We start from the raw sequence: 14,851 nt of genomic DNA, 5'->3' as shown, positions 1-14,851 counted from the left end.
CGCGCGGGGACGGTGCTTCACGGGATTGAGGGATGACAGAGTCAACACGGACGAACAACGGCCGGCGTTTCCAATTCATCCTGATCAAGCCGTCCCACTACGACGCGCAGGGTTACGTCGTGCAGTGGGTGAAATCCACCATGCCGTCGAACTCGCTCGCCGCCGTTTACGGCCTGGCGGTCGACGCCGCCGAACGCGGTGTGCTCGGCCCCCATCTCCCCATTGACGTCACCGCGATCGACGAGACCAACAAGCGCGTCCGGTTCGACGAACTCATCAAGCTGATCAAGGACAATGGCGGCCAAGGCCTTGTGGGTATCGTCGGCGTCCAGTCGAACGAATTTCCGCGCGCTGTCGACATCGCCCGGCCGTTCCTGGCCGAAGGCATTCAAGTCATGATTGGCGGCTTCCATGTTTCGGGCTGCCTTTCCATGCTTCCCGAGTTGCCCGACGACATCAAAGCCGCCCAGGAACTCGGCGTCTCCATCTTCGCCGGCGAGGCCGAAGAGCACATGGACACGGTGATCCGTGACGCGGCCGCGCATAACATGCAGCCCATTTACAACCACATGACTGAGGAGCTGCCCTGCCTCGCCGATGTGCCGGCGCCGCCCTTCCTGCCGAGAGACTTCGTCGATCGGACCGTCGGCAACGTCACCAGCTTCGATGCCGGGCGCGGCTGCCCGTTCCAGTGCTCGTTCTGCACGATCATCAACGTACAGGGCCGCAAGTCGCGTTACCGCACGCCCGACTCCATCGAGAAGATCCTGCGCTCCAACTACGAGCAGGGCGTGAACCGCTTCTTTATCACCGACGACAATTTCGCGCGGAACAAGGATTGGGAAGCGATCTACGATCGCATCATCAAGCTGCGCGAAGAAGATGGCCTGGACGTCCGCTTCATGATCCAGGTCGACACGCTGTGCCACAAGATCCCGAACTTCATCGAGAAGTCGAAGCGCGCCGGCGTCACCCGCGTCTTCCTCGGGCTTGAGAACATCAATCCGGCGAACTTGATCGCGGCTAAGAAACGCCAGAACAAGATCACCGAGTACCGGAAGATGCTGCTCGAATGGAAGGCCGTCGGCATCATGACGTTCGCCGGCTACATTCTCGGCTTCCCGAACGACACGCCTGAATCCATCGAGCAGGACCTCGAGATCATCAAGAGAGAGCTACCGCTCGACATGCTCGAGTTCTTCATCCTCACGCCGCTGCCCGGCTCCGAGGATCACCAAGTGCTCTCGAAGAAGGGGGTCTGGATGGACCCCGACATGAACAAGTACGAGCTGGAGCACGTGGTCACGGGCCACGAGAAGATGACCAAGGACGAGTGGCAGGGCGCCTATCAGTCGGCCTGGAAGATCTTCTACACCCGGGAACACCTGGAGACGGTCCTGCGCCGCGCCTATGCCAGCGGGGTCAATATCCGTTCGCTGATGCCCGTGCTGTTCTGGTTCAAGAACGCCGTGCCGGTCGAGGGGCTGCACCCGCTGCAATGGGGCATCTTCCGCATCAAGCACCGCAAGGACCGGCGCTCGGGCCTGCCCATCGAGAACCCGATCACGTTCTACGCCAAATACGCCGCGGAGATCGCGCGCAAAGCCACCCTGCTCGGCAGGAGCTGGTGGGAGCTTAAGCGCATCGTCAAGATGATCGAGGCGGACCCGCATGCCGCCGACTACAAGGACCAGGCGCTGACCGCGGTGGCCGAGGAAGATTCCGAGCATATGGGCCTCTACAATCAGAACGAGGCCGCCCGGGTCGCCGTGCAGCGTGAGTTGCGCGTTGCGAACAAGGCCACCATTCAGGCCAACGGCGCCGCCAAGGCCAACGGCGCCGCGAAGAGCAACGGCAAGGGTCAGCCGAAACTGACCATGAAGCCGAGCAAGACCTTCACCGCGCCGGACGCAGCCAATGAGAGCAGCTCCGCAGGCGAGAAAGCGCCGGCGGCCTAAAGAACGCCGGATGATCGGATGAGCGCGTCCGAAGGCTTCCAGGAATTTCTCAAGGATCAGCTGGCGGGCTTCGGACCCGTCGCCATTCGCCGCATGTTCGGCGGGGCCGGCGTGTATGCGGACAACGTGATGTTCGGGCTCATCGCCGACGACACGCTCTATCTGAAAGCCGACGGCACGACCGCGCCCGCCTTCGAGGCCGAGGGCATGCAAGCCTTCACCTACACGGCCAAGGGCGGAAAACCGATCTCCATGTCCTATTGGGAGGTGCCGCCGCGCCTGCTGGAAGACCCGGACGAACTCACCACGTGGGCCCGCGCGGCCTTTTCGATTGCCTGCGCGGCGAAGAAGCCGGCACGCAAGAAGGCGACGGGCAAGAAACCGTCGCGAAAAGCAGCGAAAGTTCGAACGTCATGACACACGTAGAGACCCTCGACAGCGCGGCAGCGATCGAGAAATCCCTGGCCGCACTGCCCAGTGGCCAAGCGCCCGACGTAAGCCACGCGCGCGTCTACGATCAAACGGCTGTGCCCGTTGAAACCTATGAGATCGTCGAGACCCATCCGCACGGTACGGACGACTACACGAGGGCCTCTTTTTTCATAAGGGCTTTCTCTACGAAGCCACAGGAGAGTTCGGCCGCTCGAAGATAAAGAAGTTCGATCGCCGGAGCCGCGAGTGCCTGTGCGAAAGCCAGCTCGACAAGCGCTATTTCGGCGAGGGCGCCGTCGCCTTCGAGGACCGGATCTACCGCCTCACCTATCTATCGACGCTCGGCTTCATCCATGATGACGACACGCTGGAATTCACCGGGACGTTTCGCTACCCGTGCCAGGGCTGGGGGCTGACGACCGACGGCAGCAGTCTCATCATGAGCAACGGATCGGCGGCCGTACTGTTCGTGCATCCCAAGACGCTCGCCGTCGAACGCTACATCGTCGTCACCGATGGCTTCAGCGAAGTCGGCTTTCTGAACGAGATCGAATATGTCGACGGTGAGATCTACGCCAATGTCTGGAAGACGAACTATATCGTTCGCTTCTCGGCGAAGACCGGCAAGGTGACGGGATGGCTCGACTGCAACGGGCTCGATCCCGACCCGCAGAGGCTCACCTATCCGTACGTTCTGAATGGCATCGCGTACGACAAGGAGCGGGGCAACCTGGCCATAACCGGCAAGACCTGGCCGAGCCTGTGGCACATCAAGCGCAAACCGGCACGCTGACCATGGCCGATCCGAAAAATGCCGCCCCGCAATCGCCTGCATCGGTCAGGCGCATCGTGACGGGAGACGGGAACGACGGAAGCCCCGTGGTCGCGAGCGACGGCGATGTTGCCGCGATCGAGACGCCGCTGATGCCGGGCGCGAAGTTTTTCAGCTTGTGGGGCGCGGATGTGCTCCCCGCGCTGCCCAACAACGGAGGCGAGCCGCCCTTCCGCACCTGGTTTCCGCCTGCGGGCGGCTTCCGCTTCGAGCTCATCGAGCTACCGCCGGAAAATGAGAACGCAGCGCCGCCACAGGACATGAAGCAGGCATTGAGAGAGACTGAAGCCCGGCTGCCCGGCCTCATCCAAACCATGGACCCGCAGAAACCCGGCATGCACCGGACCGACACGATCGATCTGATCTATGTGACGGAAGGGGCCTGCCTGCTCACCCTCGATGGGGGCGAACCCGTCGCGGTTGGCACCGGCGACGCCGTGGTGCTGAACGGGCAGCGCCACGCATGGCGCAACCCGCATGAATCCCCATGCCGGTTGCTGACCGTCTCACTCGGCGTGAAGCGCGAAGCCTAGATCAGTTGCCGAAGGCGCGGTTGATGATGTCCGCAAAGCCGCCGCGGCCGAGGGGACGGCGCGTCTGTTGCTGCGGTTGCTCCTCGTAGTAGCCGCCCGCCTGACCATATTGCTGCGGACCGGCAGACGGGCCCAGCGCGTAGGCCTGGATCCAGCCCTTGGCGTTGCTGTTGGGATCGGTCACCTCGACCCATTCCCCGTTGCGGGAAACAACCTTCAAGTCACGCCCATAGGGAAAAGCGAACAGCACGGGCGAGTCCTCGGACGCCGTCAGGCGCATGCCCGAACCGGACACGATGATCTTCGCCCACTCCTCTTGCGGCTGAGCGTAGGGGTCCGCGCCATAGCCGGGCTGCTGACCCTGTTGCGGGTTCTGGCCTTGAGGATACTGACCCTGAGCAGACTGGCCTTGGGGATACTGACCTTGAGGATACTGGCCCTGCTGGTACTGCCCCGGCGGGATCTGACCTTGAGGGTACTGTCCTTGCGGGTACTGTCCCTGTTGCTGCGGGTACTGACCCTGCGGAGGCTGACCCTGTTGCGGATACTGGCCCTGAGGATATTGGGCCTGGGGATACTGGCCTTGGGCGCCCGGCTGAGCCTGCCCCGGATAGGCCGGATAAGCCTGCTGCTGGCCGCCGTAGCCGCCGGATCCGTACGGGTCTTGCCCGCCATTCATATTCGGATTGACCGACGCGGTCCGGTCATAGGGCTGCCCCTGACCATAGGGCTGCTGTTGCTGCCCGTAGGGCTCGCTCTGACCATAAGGCTGGTTCTGGCCGTAAGCCTGGCCCTGAGCATTGGGATCTTGTTGCGGCGCGTTGAAGAAATCCTGCGGCGGACCGTTGGGCCCGGCTCCGGGTCCCGGTGCCTCGACGACGCTCTCGCCTTGCTCGTTCAGCCAGGGCAATTGCTGCGGCGCCTGCTGGTCCTGACCCGGCTGCGGCACGGCCGCGGCCTGCTGGTCAGGCGCCGGCTGCGCCGGCGCATTTCCGCCCGTGTCCTTGGGCGCAGCCGCCTTCTCGGCGCCCCCGTCGGACTTGGCTGCGTCTTTGGCCTTGGGCTGCGACTTGGTCTTGGAGGCCTCGGCCTCCTCTTCGATCTTGGCCGCGAGCGCCTGCTCATAGGCCAGCGCCCGCTTCTTGGGCGGGGGCGCCTTCGTCATCGTGTCGGCGATCGGCTCGTTGAACAGCATCATCCAAACCGCGCCCAGCGCGATGATGCTCATGCTAGCCGTGAAGAACAGTAGCTTCTTGATGGTCGTAACTCCCCTCTTCAACCGCATTTGGCTGAGAAAAGGCGGCAATTGCGTGTCTTAGGCCAGTATTCTGCCTTCGTTAACCCTAAAATTCCGTGAAGCGGCACGGAGCCGCAGCACCTACTTCTGGATGGTGTCCGAGCGGTTCTTGCATCGAAAACACACCCGCCGGCGCTATAGTCTTATTTGCGATGACGTCCATGCCCGTTCCAACGCCCCTCACGCTCACACGATCCATGACAGGCGACCGTTCCGTCTTGGCAACTGCCGCCAATCAAGAGGTACACTCCGTAGATGTTGTCATATGTCGAACATGACAATGCCCAGGCCGTCGAAATCCACATAGGCGGCAAGGTGTCGACCGAGGAGTTCGACCGCGTCGCGGACAAGCTGGAAGCCTTCATTGCGCGCCATGGTCAGGTCCGCGTCTTGGAACAGATCTCCGACTTCGAGGGCATGGATGCCGCCGCTCTGTGGCACGACGTGAAGTTCAGCCTCCGTCACCTCAAGGATTTCAACCGCATCGCCATCGTCTGCGACCCGCATATCCGCAATCTGTGGTCCAGCTTCGTGGCGCCCTTCATCACCTGCGAGGTCGAGCATTTCGCCCCGGACCAGATCGCCGAAGCCCGCGACTGGCTGATGTGGCCGGAAGGCGCCGCCGACGTCTGAGGAACAGGCACAGCGCCTACCCTTTGACGCCTGTTCCTTCGCATCTACCCTTGGGCGTCCGCCGGCTCCGGCGTGACCTGGATGGACTGCAGATAGGCGATGATCGCATCCACCTCGTCGGGCTGGAAGACGAAGACGGGCATGTCCGGATGCCCGGACATGATGCCTTCGGCCAGCGACTCTGCCAGATCGTCGACGGGATAGTTTTCGGAAAGAACGCGGAACGGCGGCGCTTCCTTGTTCGGGCTCTCGCCGGCCACCCCGATCGCATGGCAGCGGCCGCAATGCTCGCTCACGATCGCCTCGCCCTTGGCCATCGCCTCGCCCTTGGCCGTCGGGTCTTCGTCAGCGCCGAGCGCTGGCAGGGTTGTGAAAACCAGCAGCGCCGTCAGCACGCCGCGTTCGAAAAAGCCGCCCAGTCCCAGCCGCATGGCCTCCGCCTCAAGTTTGATTCGAGCCCGGCATAGCTATAGCGCAGATTGCGCGGGCACCACTGAGATACGTCAAGACGGGCCCGCGGTTCCACACGCCAGACAATAAATAGGCCCGGACAATAAAAAGCCACGCCGTAGCGCGGGGCTAAAAGGGCGTGGCAACAACAACTCCGGTCCGCGCGGAGCACTGCGAGTTTTCCACAGGCCGGGCACGGCAATAATGCAATTCTCTCGATCAGGCCTCCGGGGACGGAGGCCGATGGCCTTGGGGCTGAAAAGCCTCGAGACCTCGTGAGGCTAACTGTGTCTCAGGCGTTCCATCTCGTCTTTGAGGTAGAGCTTCCGGCGCTTCAGTTCGGCGATTTTGAAGGCGTCCGCCGTGGGCCTTCCTTGTTCTTCATCGATCTTCCGATCCAAAGCGCGGTGTTTCTCTGCCAATTCATCGAGATGCGCTTCTAACGCCATACCGGACCTCCGAATTGAATTGTCGATGTAACTATTCTGACAAAGAGACCGGGCCTTGTCTAATCACGGCTGATTGGGCGGTCGTTTCGACGCAACCTTTAAGAATTGGACCGTCGGGACCGGCGATCCGGCGGACGGCCTCTTGCGCCAATTGAGGTTCGGAAAGATACTCCCGGCCACATGAACAAGGAGCGCCCGATGGAGAGCGAGGAGATCCGCGAGCTTCGGGCTGTACTGGGGAAGCTCAAACAAGAGCACCGCGACCTGGACAGTGCGATCAACGCGCTGGAGGAGTCGGGCCGCGCGGACGCATTGCAGCTCAAGCGACTAAAAAAGAAGAAGCTCTTTCTGAAAGACGAGATCATCCGGATCGAAGACGAACTGCTTCCCGATATTATCGCTTAAGCTTCCGGTCGGCCGCCGCCAGGACGGCAAGGCCCAGCAGCCCCGCGAAAATCTCGATACCCAGATAGATCAGCAGCAGCAGGCTCGGTCGTCCATCGACCACGAGGCTGATCAGCCGCCCGGCCGCGATGGACCAGGCGAAGCCGATCACCGTGATCATGGCGACGCGCTGCCATTCGGGCCTGAAGGCCGAGACGGCCCAAAACAGCCCCACGCCAAGATAGAGGCACATGACGCCCCGGTAGATATGGGTCTGGTCCGTCCCGAGCTCCGGCATGGTCAGAAACATCGGCAGCGTCTTCGCCGGCGCGAGCCCGTAATTGAGCGCGATCGGCACGATCAGAAGCGCCGACCCCAGCAGGAACAGCCGCATCAGCTTGTCGACTTTGGGCACAACGACGGCGTCGGACATTCGGCTCTCTCGCTCCGGATTGGAATCGCAGATCCCAATCATGCCGCCTTTTCCGGCGCTTGGCTTGCTTGTTTCTGCTCCGGCCAATGTTGCCGGCGCGAAGGCCTTTAAGCCTGATGCCAGAACCAGCCGAAACCCGCCTTGCCAACCCCCCTGGCCCGCCTATAATCGCGCGCTTTCCGCGATCCGCCTTCGGGCGGTTTTTTTGATGGGCGAAAGCATGAGCGAGGCAACCCCCTCCGTCGGCATCATCATGGGAAGCCGGTCGGACTGGCCCACCCTGAAAGCAGCCGCAAAAATCCTGGACGCGCTCATGGTGCCGTACGAGACGAAGGTCGTCTCGGCCCACCGCACCCCGCAGCGCCTCTACGATTACGCCACGGGCGCGCGCGGGCGGGGCCTGAAGGTCATCATCGCCGGCGCCGGCGGGGCCGCGCATCTGCCCGGCATGGCCGCCTCCATGACGACCCTGCCTGTGCTCGGCGTGCCGGTCGAAAGCAAATCCCTGAAAGGGCTCGACAGCCTCCTGTCCATCGCCCAAATGCCGGGCGGCGTCCCGGTCGGCACGCTTGCCATCGGCAAGGCGGGCGCCACCAATGCGGGGCTTCTCGCGGCCAGCATTCTGGCCGTGTCGGACGCCGGCTTGGCGTCGCGTCTGGAGGCCTGGCGCAGCGCCCAGTCCGACGCGGTCGCCGAGACCGTCGAGGATAATGACTGACGCGCCGCTGCCACCCGGCAGCACGATCGGCATTCTGGGCGGCGGCCAGCTCGGCCGCATGCTGTCCGCTGCCGCCAGCCGGCTCGGCCTCAAGACACATATCTACAACGACACCCCGGACGCCCCGGCCTTCCACGTCGCGGCCAAGGGAAGCGTTGGGGACTATGACGACCTGGACGCGGTCGCCCGCTTCGCCAAGCAAGTGGATGTGGTGACGTGCGAATTCGAGAACGTGCCCGCGGCAGCCCTGGAGGCGGCCAGCGCGCAGGCCCAGGTCTTCCCGCCCGTGAAATCGTTCGAAGTCGCCCAAGACCGGCTGGTCGAGAAGGACTTTGTGAGCGGTCTCGGCATCGCCGTCGCGCCTTACGCCGCCATCGACACGCTGGCTGACCTGAAAGAGTCGATCCTGCGGATCCCGCCGCGGGCCCTGCTCAAGACCCGCCGCTTCGGCTATGACGGCAAGGGCCAGGCCTGGATCCATACGCCTCGCGAGGCCGAGAGCGCCTGGGAGTCCATCGGCGAGGCGCCGGCGATCCTGGAGGGCATGGTCCCGTTCGAGCGCGAGCTCTCGGTCGTGACGGTGCGTGGGCGGGATGGAGCCTTGCGCTTCTACGATGTGGTCGAGAACGTCCACAAGGACGGCATCCTCGACACCAGCACGGTCCCGGCGAACATCCCGGCTGCGCTCGAGAGGGAGGCGCAAGCAATCGCCGGCAAGATCGCCGAGGCGCTCGGCCATGTGGGCGTCCTCACCGTGGAGATGTTCCAGACCGGCGGTGAGAGCCCTGCCCTTGCCGTGAACGAGATCGCCCCCCGCGTCCATAATTCGGGGCACTGGACCCAAGATGCCTGCCTCGTCAGCCAGTTCGAGAACCACGTCCGGGCCATTTGCGGCTGGCCTCTTGGCGACGTGGCCCGCCACAGCGACGCCGTGATGACCAATCTGATCGGCAGCGACGCGGACAGCTGGCGCCAATACGCCGCCGAACCCGGCACCGCAGTGCATCTCTACGGTAAGGCGGAAGCCCGGCCGGGGCGCAAGATGGGCCATATCAACCGAATTTCCCCTAAAACATAGACGCCGATGACACTCTCGCGGTCTGGACAACCCGCCGCAGGTTTGCTAGAGCACCCCCTGGATGCGTGATTCAGGTGATCCGCAAATGGGTTGCTGTGGCTTCGCTCCAATCCCAAAACCAACGCTAATTCGGAGATTAGAGACGCGTGCAAGTCGTCGTTCGCGATAACAATGTCGATCAGGCCCTCCGGGCGCTGAAGAAGAAAATGCAGCGCGAAGGCATCTTCCGCGAGATGAAGCTCCGTAACTATTACGAGAAGCCCTCCGAGAAGCGTGCCCGCGAGAAGGCCGAGGCCATCCGCCGGGCGCGGAAGCTGGCCCGTAAGAAGGCCCAGCGTGAGTCTGGCGTTGGCGGACGCCCCCGCGGCCGCCGCTAAGACCACTCTTCAGAACTACAGCGCTGCCAAGAGCCGGGAAGATCCTTCCCGGCTTTGTCGTATCTGCGCGCCTTGAGTTGCACGATACCGCCGAAGAACACGCGCTCAAGTAGCGCGAAGCGCGGTAGCGCCAAGATAATGTGCCGGCCCCAAACCGGCAGGGCATTTGCATCTGTCCCGCCTGGGCGCTTTTTGCGTCGGAAAACCAACAAACCGGGACACCACCATGACGACGATTGATCAGACGCCTTACGGCCGTTTGGAGAACGAAGGCCGCCTCTTCAATGCGGTCTTGAAAGCCCCCACCACCGACGGGGACCGCTTCGCCTATCGCGGCGATTTCGCTCTGAAGTTCCAGGAAAAACTCGCCGACGAGGCGCGGCCGCCGGAGTTCTGCATGGAGCAGATCCTGACCCTCTCCAGCAAGGGCGATGACCACATACCGGTCATGGCGGGTTACCTCCACAACTTCGAATATCTGCAGGACGTGGTCGACGTCATGGGCGACCTCCTAGGCCCCGACGGCAAGTACTTCATGTTCTGCAACAACGTGGACCTCAGCAAGACGTTCTCGGTCACCGTGGACGGCAAGAGCTTCTACGTCTTCCCGTGCGATGAATCGTCGGTTTGGAAGGAAATGCTCGAACTGCTCAGGATCGAAAAGAACGACGTCAAGAAGATGAGCACCGTGGACAAGACGGCCTATGTCTTGGACGCCGCCCTCAAATTCGACGACACGTTCGAGGAAATCAGCTTCGAAAAGGGCGTCGAGGAGATGGAGCCGGTCAAGAACCGCAACGAGAACCGCCCCGTCTAGCCCCAGGCGGTCTCTGCCCGGTCCTCTAGACGCCCGCGTCCTCACAGAGTGACACCTCGTCGTCTTCGTCGATGTCGTCGCCGGCCAGTTCGACGCCGACGATGCACACATCGTCATCGAGAACGACGAGGTTCACCGGCTTCAACGACAGCCCAACACAAGGACCGTCAATGCACTCGCCAGTGCCGGGGTTGAACAACGCGCCGTGCTTGCCGCACATCAGGAGGCTGCCGTTGTCGTTGACGAAGCGCTCGCCGCCGAAATCGAGGCCGACGCCCTCATGGGGGCACTGGTTTTCGTAGCCGTAGACCTGCTGGCCCAGGCGGTAGATGACGACCGACCAGTGCTTCACCTCGCCGTTTTCGATACGTCCCAGCCGAAAGTCCTTGGCGCGTTTGCTCGGGATCTCGTTGAGCCCGCATACGACATAGGGAACGAGCGGTTGGGTCGGCGCTATCTCGGTCATCGCGAAATCCTCATCTCTGACGGCTGTTGCGTGCTTCATCGATGAGCCTTGCAAATTGGACGCCAGACGTCCCTCAGGCGCCGCAGTCCTCGGCCGGAAACCCGCGCACAAAAATGGCCGGCGCGGAGGTCCGTGCCGGCCATGGAGCCCACGAGGGGTGATGAGAAACGAGCGCTAGCGCTCTGCCGCGGCTGCGGCCGGGATCTCCACAGGCCGTCCGGCGCGGGCCGCGTTCTGCGTTTCGACCGCGGGCACGGCTTCGGTACCGAGACCGGCCAGGAAGTCGCGCACCCGGGCCCAGGCACCCTGCTCGAACAGATCGTTGTGTCCGGCGCGCGGCACGACCGTGAGGGTCTTCGGATCGCTGGCCGCATGAAAAACGCGGCGCGCCATATCGAGAGGGATGACCGCATCACGGCCGCCATGGACGATGAAGAGCGGCACGTCCACGGAGCCGATGCGGTCGATGGTGCGATACTGATCGACCATGATCTGCTGCAGCGGCAGAAGCGGCCAGGCCAGCTTGCCCACGTCCACGACCGACGTGAATGGCGATTCCAGCACCACGGCCTCGGCCTCGCGCTGCTGACAAACCTGGGTCGCGACGCCGGTGCCGAGCGACTCGCCATAGAGCACGATGTCACGAGGCGGCACGCCGAGCCCGCGCAAGGCGTCGTAGGCGCTCACCGCGTCCCGCACGATACGTTTCTCGGAAGGACGGCCGGACGATCCGCCGAAACCGCGATAGTTGACGATGAAGACGCCGTAGCCGTCTGCGGCGATGGCTTGGATCTTGCCTGCCCGGGCGGCGACATTGCCGCTGTTGCCGGGGAAGTACAGGAGGGTGCGCTTGCCCTGCGCAGCCGGGCGGTACCAGGCGATCAGCTTCTTGCCGTCGGCCGCTTTGAAGACGATCTCCTCGACGCCCGTCAGACCGGCTTCGCGCGGGTTGATGCGCGTGCGGTCCGGCACATAGAGGAAATAGCGATGAAGCAGCCGCGCGACGATGCAAAACAGCGCGAAAATCACGAAAAGAGCTAGAATAAGGTTCAACATGACCCTGTCTGCGCCTCTCTTATCTTTATTATTGGTCGGCCCGCAAAATACGGACCATGTATGAATGGCGCCTGAACGGGTCATTCATCCGATCGAACTCTGTACCGAGTTCCCAATACCAGAGTTTATGCTTGCCTAATGGCGTCTTTCGATCTCTGGAGCTCCCTTTAACCTTTGGATAAGGGGCGCCTCGATCTCATGCTAGATGGTCCGGACGGTGGGGGAATCAATGGACAAAAGTCACACGCCGCACCGCACAGCCGCCAAGGCGCAGGTGGGTAAGGGACGATTGAAGCCGCAAAATGGGCGAATCCCGGCCGCACCTTGGCAGTTCTTCGTTGAATTCGAGACGGTTAACCGTATCGCGGCGGTCGAGACGAGACGGTGGCGAGGCGATGGTCTGCCGCGCTGTGACGGAATGCACAGCGCTTTCGCGGGCAAGCCCCTATCTTAGGATCATGGAACACGGGAGACGAAAGATGATCGCACTCAAGAGCCACCTGATCCTCGGCGCGCTGTTCGCTGCGCTGATCTGCGCGACAATCACCGTTTCCCCAACGAAGGCAAATGCCGGCCCGAAATTCGGCGGTGGCATCTTGGGCGTCTCCGGCCTCGACTTGGGCAGCGGCCGCTAAAGACATTCGAACGGCCTCGCGCTTCGCCCCCCGTAGCGCAAAAGCCGTTTCACCAGCAAAGGTCCGGAGTTCCCCCCTCCGGGCCTTTGTCATGTCTGGTGTCACGTCCCGCCTCTGGAGTGGACCGGGACGGGACCCCTGGTATCATCCGAATTCATGGGCGAGATCGGCGACATAGAACTCTTCGCCTCGCTCGGCGAGGAAAATGCCAAGCGCTTCGCCCCGGCGGTCACTTGGCGCACCTACCCGGCGAACGAGCTGGTCATCGATATGGACGACGCGTCGAACGACGTGCTTTTCGTCGTCAACGGCTCGGTGCGCGTCATCCACCGCGCCGACGATGGGAAGCAGGTCATCCTCGGCGAACTGGGACCCGGCTCCATGTTCGGGGAAATGGCGGCCATCGACGGGATCCCCCGCTCTGCAAGCGTCACCACGATGCAGACATCCCTCATCGGCTCCATGAAGGCGGCGGCATTCATGGACGTTTTGGCGCACGAACCGGAGGTGTGCCGCACAGTGCTCAACATGCTGGTGGGGCGCATCCGCTCCCTCAACCTGCAGCTTTACGAGCACGCCTACCTGACGGCTTCCGAGCGGCTCTACGCCGAACTCTTGCGCCTGTCGCGCCCGCGCCCGGGCCATGACGGCCAGCGGAGCATCTCGCCCCCGCCCAACCAGCAGGACCTCGCCGAACGTATCGGCTCGCGCCGTGAGGTGGTCTCCCGCGCCCTGCGCGCGCTGGAGAAAGACGCGCTCGTCGAAAAGACGCGCGGAGCGCTGGTATTGACCGACCCCGGCGCGCTCAACCGGCGCATTTCCCTCGAAGGCCTCTGGGTCAAACTCGACCAATAAGGCGCCGATGGCCGCGCGGCCATCGGCCTAGATCGCCTTGTTATATCGCTTTGGCGATCTCTTCGGTCATCTTCTTGGCGTCGCCCAGCACCATCATCGTGTTGTCTTTGTAGAACACCGGGTTGTCGATGCCGGCATAGCCGGATGCGAGCGAGCGCTTGTTGAAGAGCACAGTCCCGGACTTCCACACCTGCAGCACGGGCATGCCGTAGATCGGGGATGTGGGATCGTCTTCTGCGGCCGGATTGACCACGTCGTTGGCGCCGATGATGTAGACCACGTCCGTCTGCGCGAATTCCGAGTTGATGTCCTCGAGTTCGAACACCTCGTCGTAGGGCACGTTGGCCTCGGCCAACAGCACGTTCATGTGCCCCGGCATGCGGCCCGCGACCGGGTGGATGGCGAACTTGACCTCGACCCCGGCCTCTTTGAGTTCGTCGGTCATTTCCCGCAGCGCATGCTGCGCCTGAGCGACGGCCATGCCGTAACCGGGGACGATGATGACTTTCTCCGCGTTCTTCATCAGGAAGGCCGCATCCTCGGCCGAGCCGAGCTTGACCGGCTTCTGCTCGCCGTCGCCGGCGGGGCCTGCGGTCTCGCCGCCGAAGCCACCGAGAATGACGCTGATGAAGGAGCGGTTCATGCCCTTACACATGATGTAGGACAGGATCGCGCCCGAGGAGCCGACCAGCGCGCCGGTGACGATCAGCGCCGTATTACCCAGCGTGAAGCCGATACCGGCGGCCGCCCAACCCGAGTACGAGTTCAGCATCGAGATCACGACCGGCATGTCCGCGCCGCCGATGGGCACGATGATGAGAATGCCGAGGAGCAGCGACAGCGCCACGATCGCCCAGAAGAGGAGCGGCGTCTGCTGCTGGCAGAACAGCACGATGCAGGCGATCAGCGCGATTCCGAGCGCAATGTTGATGAAATGCCGCGCCGGCAGAATGATCGGCGCACCCGACATGCGGCCCGAGAGCTTCGCAAAGGCGATGACCGACCCGGTGAAGGTGACCGCACCGATGGCCGCGCCCAAGGACATTTCCACGAGGCTCGCCACGCGGATGTTGCCGGGCGACCCAATACCGAACGCTTCGGGCGCATAGTAGGCCGCGGCCGCCACGAGCACGGCCGCCATACCCACCAGCGAGTGGAAGGCGGCGACGAGTTCGGGCATCGCCGTCATGGGAATACGGCGCGCGATGACGGCGCCGATGGTCCCGCCGATGGCGATACCGGCAATGATCATGCCCCAGGACAGACCGGAGTCCGGGCGCGCCACGGCGAGCGTGGTGGCCACGGCGATGGCCATACCGGCCATGCCCATGTAGTTGCCCTGGCGCGAGGTCTCCGGCGACGACAGTCCCCGCAGCGCGAGGATGAAGAGGACGCCCGAAACGAGATAGAGCAGTGCGACGAGTTCGGAGGACATGTTCTTTAGATCC

18 protein-coding genes and 1 pseudogene are annotated in these 14,851 nt (G+C 63.1%); 12 read left to right on the top strand and 7 right to left on the bottom strand.

Translation table 11 applies throughout. The annotated features are described in order from the left end of the window. The first annotated feature begins 32 nt into the window (after positions 1-32). The 4 genes and pseudogenes from DCY11_RS11075 to DCY11_RS11055 all read left to right on the top strand — a co-directional run bounded on the left by DCY11_RS11075 (position 33) and on the right by DCY11_RS11055 (position 3,755). Positions 33-1,958 carry a radical SAM protein gene (locus DCY11_RS11075; protein ID WP_108682931.1) on the top strand — a complete coding sequence of 642 codons (1,926 nt, stop codon included), beginning with the start codon at positions 33-35 and terminating at the stop codon, positions 1,956-1,958. An 18-nt stretch (positions 1,959-1,976) separates the two neighbouring features. Continuing rightward, on the top strand, positions 1,977-2,375 hold the full coding sequence (locus DCY11_RS11070; protein WP_108682930.1) for a TfoX/Sxy family protein: 399 nt from the start codon (positions 1,977-1,979) through the stop codon (positions 2,373-2,375). 229 nt (positions 2,376-2,604) lie between these two features. Next, positions 2,605-3,183: pseudogene (locus DCY11_RS15580) on the top strand (glutaminyl-peptide cyclotransferase); the annotation flags it as partial. Beyond that, positions 3,153-3,755, top strand: a complete 603-nt coding sequence (locus DCY11_RS11055; RefSeq protein WP_208430451.1) for a cupin domain-containing protein — start codon at positions 3,153-3,155, stop codon at positions 3,753-3,755. The pseudogene DCY11_RS15580 and the gene DCY11_RS11055, both read left to right, overlap by 31 nt. A 1-nt stretch (position 3,756) precedes the next feature. Here DCY11_RS11055 and DCY11_RS11050 read toward each other — a convergent pair whose 3' ends face one another. Next, the gene (locus DCY11_RS11050) at positions 3,757-5,034 is read right to left on the bottom strand and encodes an SH3 domain-containing protein (RefSeq protein WP_159079966.1); all 1,278 of its coding nucleotides are present in this window, start codon (positions 5,032-5,034) and stop codon (positions 3,757-3,759) included. A gap of 273 nt (positions 5,035-5,307) precedes the next feature. Here DCY11_RS11050 and DCY11_RS11045 point away from each other — a divergent pair, with 273 nt between their 5' ends. Continuing rightward, complete coding sequence (locus DCY11_RS11045) at positions 5,308-5,685, top strand: STAS/SEC14 domain-containing protein (protein WP_108682925.1); 378 nt, start codon at positions 5,308-5,310, stop codon at positions 5,683-5,685. Between the two features lie 44 nt (positions 5,686-5,729). Here DCY11_RS11045 and DCY11_RS11040 read toward each other — a convergent pair whose 3' ends face one another. After that, positions 5,730-6,116, bottom strand: coding sequence for a cytochrome c (locus DCY11_RS11040; protein WP_245409348.1), 387 nt, complete (start codon positions 6,114-6,116; stop codon positions 5,730-5,732). Between the two features lie 300 nt (positions 6,117-6,416). Next, a complete protein-coding gene (locus DCY11_RS11035) occupies positions 6,417-6,584 on the bottom strand; it encodes a YdcH family protein (RefSeq protein WP_083241206.1) in 168 nt (55 codons plus the stop codon). Between the two features lie 198 nt (positions 6,585-6,782). Here DCY11_RS11035 and DCY11_RS11030 point away from each other — a divergent pair, with 198 nt between their 5' ends. Beyond that, the gene (locus DCY11_RS11030) at positions 6,783-6,989 is read left to right on the top strand and encodes a YdcH family protein (RefSeq protein ID WP_069443571.1); all 207 of its coding nucleotides are present in this window, start codon (positions 6,783-6,785) and stop codon (positions 6,987-6,989) included. On the opposite strand, the gene DCY11_RS11025 is transcribed toward DCY11_RS11030, so the two are convergent. Continuing rightward, positions 6,979-7,401 carry a DUF4345 domain-containing protein gene (locus DCY11_RS11025; protein WP_159079965.1) on the bottom strand — a complete coding sequence of 141 codons (423 nt, stop codon included), beginning with the start codon at positions 7,399-7,401 and terminating at the stop codon, positions 6,979-6,981. The genes DCY11_RS11030 and DCY11_RS11025 overlap by 11 nt on opposite strands. Positions 7,402-7,621: 220 nt before the next feature. Between DCY11_RS11025 and purE the strand changes: the two genes are divergently transcribed. The 4 genes from purE to DCY11_RS11005 all read left to right on the top strand — a co-directional run bounded on the left by purE (position 7,622) and on the right by DCY11_RS11005 (position 10,391). After that, positions 7,622-8,119, top strand: coding sequence for a 5-(carboxyamino)imidazole ribonucleotide mutase (purE, locus tag DCY11_RS11020; protein WP_108683800.1), 498 nt, complete (start codon positions 7,622-7,624; stop codon positions 8,117-8,119). Next, entirely contained in the window at positions 8,112-9,197 is a 1,086-nt protein-coding gene (locus DCY11_RS11015) for a 5-(carboxyamino)imidazole ribonucleotide synthase (RefSeq protein ID WP_108682923.1), read from the top strand. The genes purE and DCY11_RS11015 overlap by 8 nt, the downstream gene beginning before the upstream one ends. A 146-nt stretch (positions 9,198-9,343) precedes the next feature. Beyond that, on the top strand, positions 9,344-9,574 hold the full coding sequence (gene rpsU, locus DCY11_RS11010) for a 30S ribosomal protein S21 (protein WP_045368671.1): 231 nt from the start codon (positions 9,344-9,346) through the stop codon (positions 9,572-9,574). Positions 9,575-9,800: 226 nt separating this feature from the next. Further along, positions 9,801-10,391 carry a hypothetical protein gene (locus DCY11_RS11005; protein WP_108682922.1) on the top strand — a complete coding sequence of 197 codons (591 nt, stop codon included), beginning with the start codon at positions 9,801-9,803 and terminating at the stop codon, positions 10,389-10,391. Between the two features lie 25 nt (positions 10,392-10,416). Here the strand turns inward: DCY11_RS11005 and DCY11_RS11000 are convergent, their stop codons facing one another. Both DCY11_RS11000 and DCY11_RS10995 read right to left on the bottom strand, forming a co-directional pair. Next, positions 10,417-10,896, bottom strand: a complete 480-nt coding sequence (locus DCY11_RS11000) for a Rieske 2Fe-2S domain-containing protein (protein WP_245409347.1) — start codon at positions 10,894-10,896, stop codon at positions 10,417-10,419. Positions 10,897-11,031: 135 nt separating this feature from the next. Next, the gene (locus DCY11_RS10995; RefSeq protein ID WP_159079964.1) at positions 11,032-11,913 is read right to left on the bottom strand and encodes an alpha/beta hydrolase; all 882 of its coding nucleotides are present in this window, start codon (positions 11,911-11,913) and stop codon (positions 11,032-11,034) included. Positions 11,914-12,392: 479 nt separating this feature from the next. Between DCY11_RS10995 and DCY11_RS15575 the strand changes: the two genes are divergently transcribed. Both DCY11_RS15575 and DCY11_RS10990 read left to right on the top strand, forming a co-directional pair. Continuing rightward, on the top strand, positions 12,393-12,548 hold the full coding sequence (locus DCY11_RS15575; RefSeq protein WP_159079963.1) for a hypothetical protein: 156 nt from the start codon (positions 12,393-12,395) through the stop codon (positions 12,546-12,548). Positions 12,549-12,704: 156 nt separating this feature from the next. Then, complete coding sequence (locus DCY11_RS10990; RefSeq protein ID WP_108682920.1) at positions 12,705-13,403, top strand: Crp/Fnr family transcriptional regulator; 699 nt, start codon at positions 12,705-12,707, stop codon at positions 13,401-13,403. 40 nt (positions 13,404-13,443) lie between these two features. On the opposite strand, the gene DCY11_RS10985 is transcribed toward DCY11_RS10990, so the two are convergent. Further along, positions 13,444-14,838, bottom strand: a complete 1,395-nt coding sequence (locus tag DCY11_RS10985) for an NAD(P)(+) transhydrogenase (Re/Si-specific) subunit beta (RefSeq protein WP_108682919.1) — start codon at positions 14,836-14,838, stop codon at positions 13,444-13,446. Between the last annotated feature and the right edge of the window lie 13 nt (positions 14,839-14,851).

The organism is Methyloceanibacter sp. wino2 (genome assembly GCF_003071365.1).
Classification (GTDB): Bacteria; Pseudomonadota; Alphaproteobacteria; order Rhizobiales; family Methyloligellaceae; genus Methyloceanibacter.
Note: the sequence above shows the minus strand (reverse complement) of the source record. Positions and strands in the feature narration are given on the sequence as shown.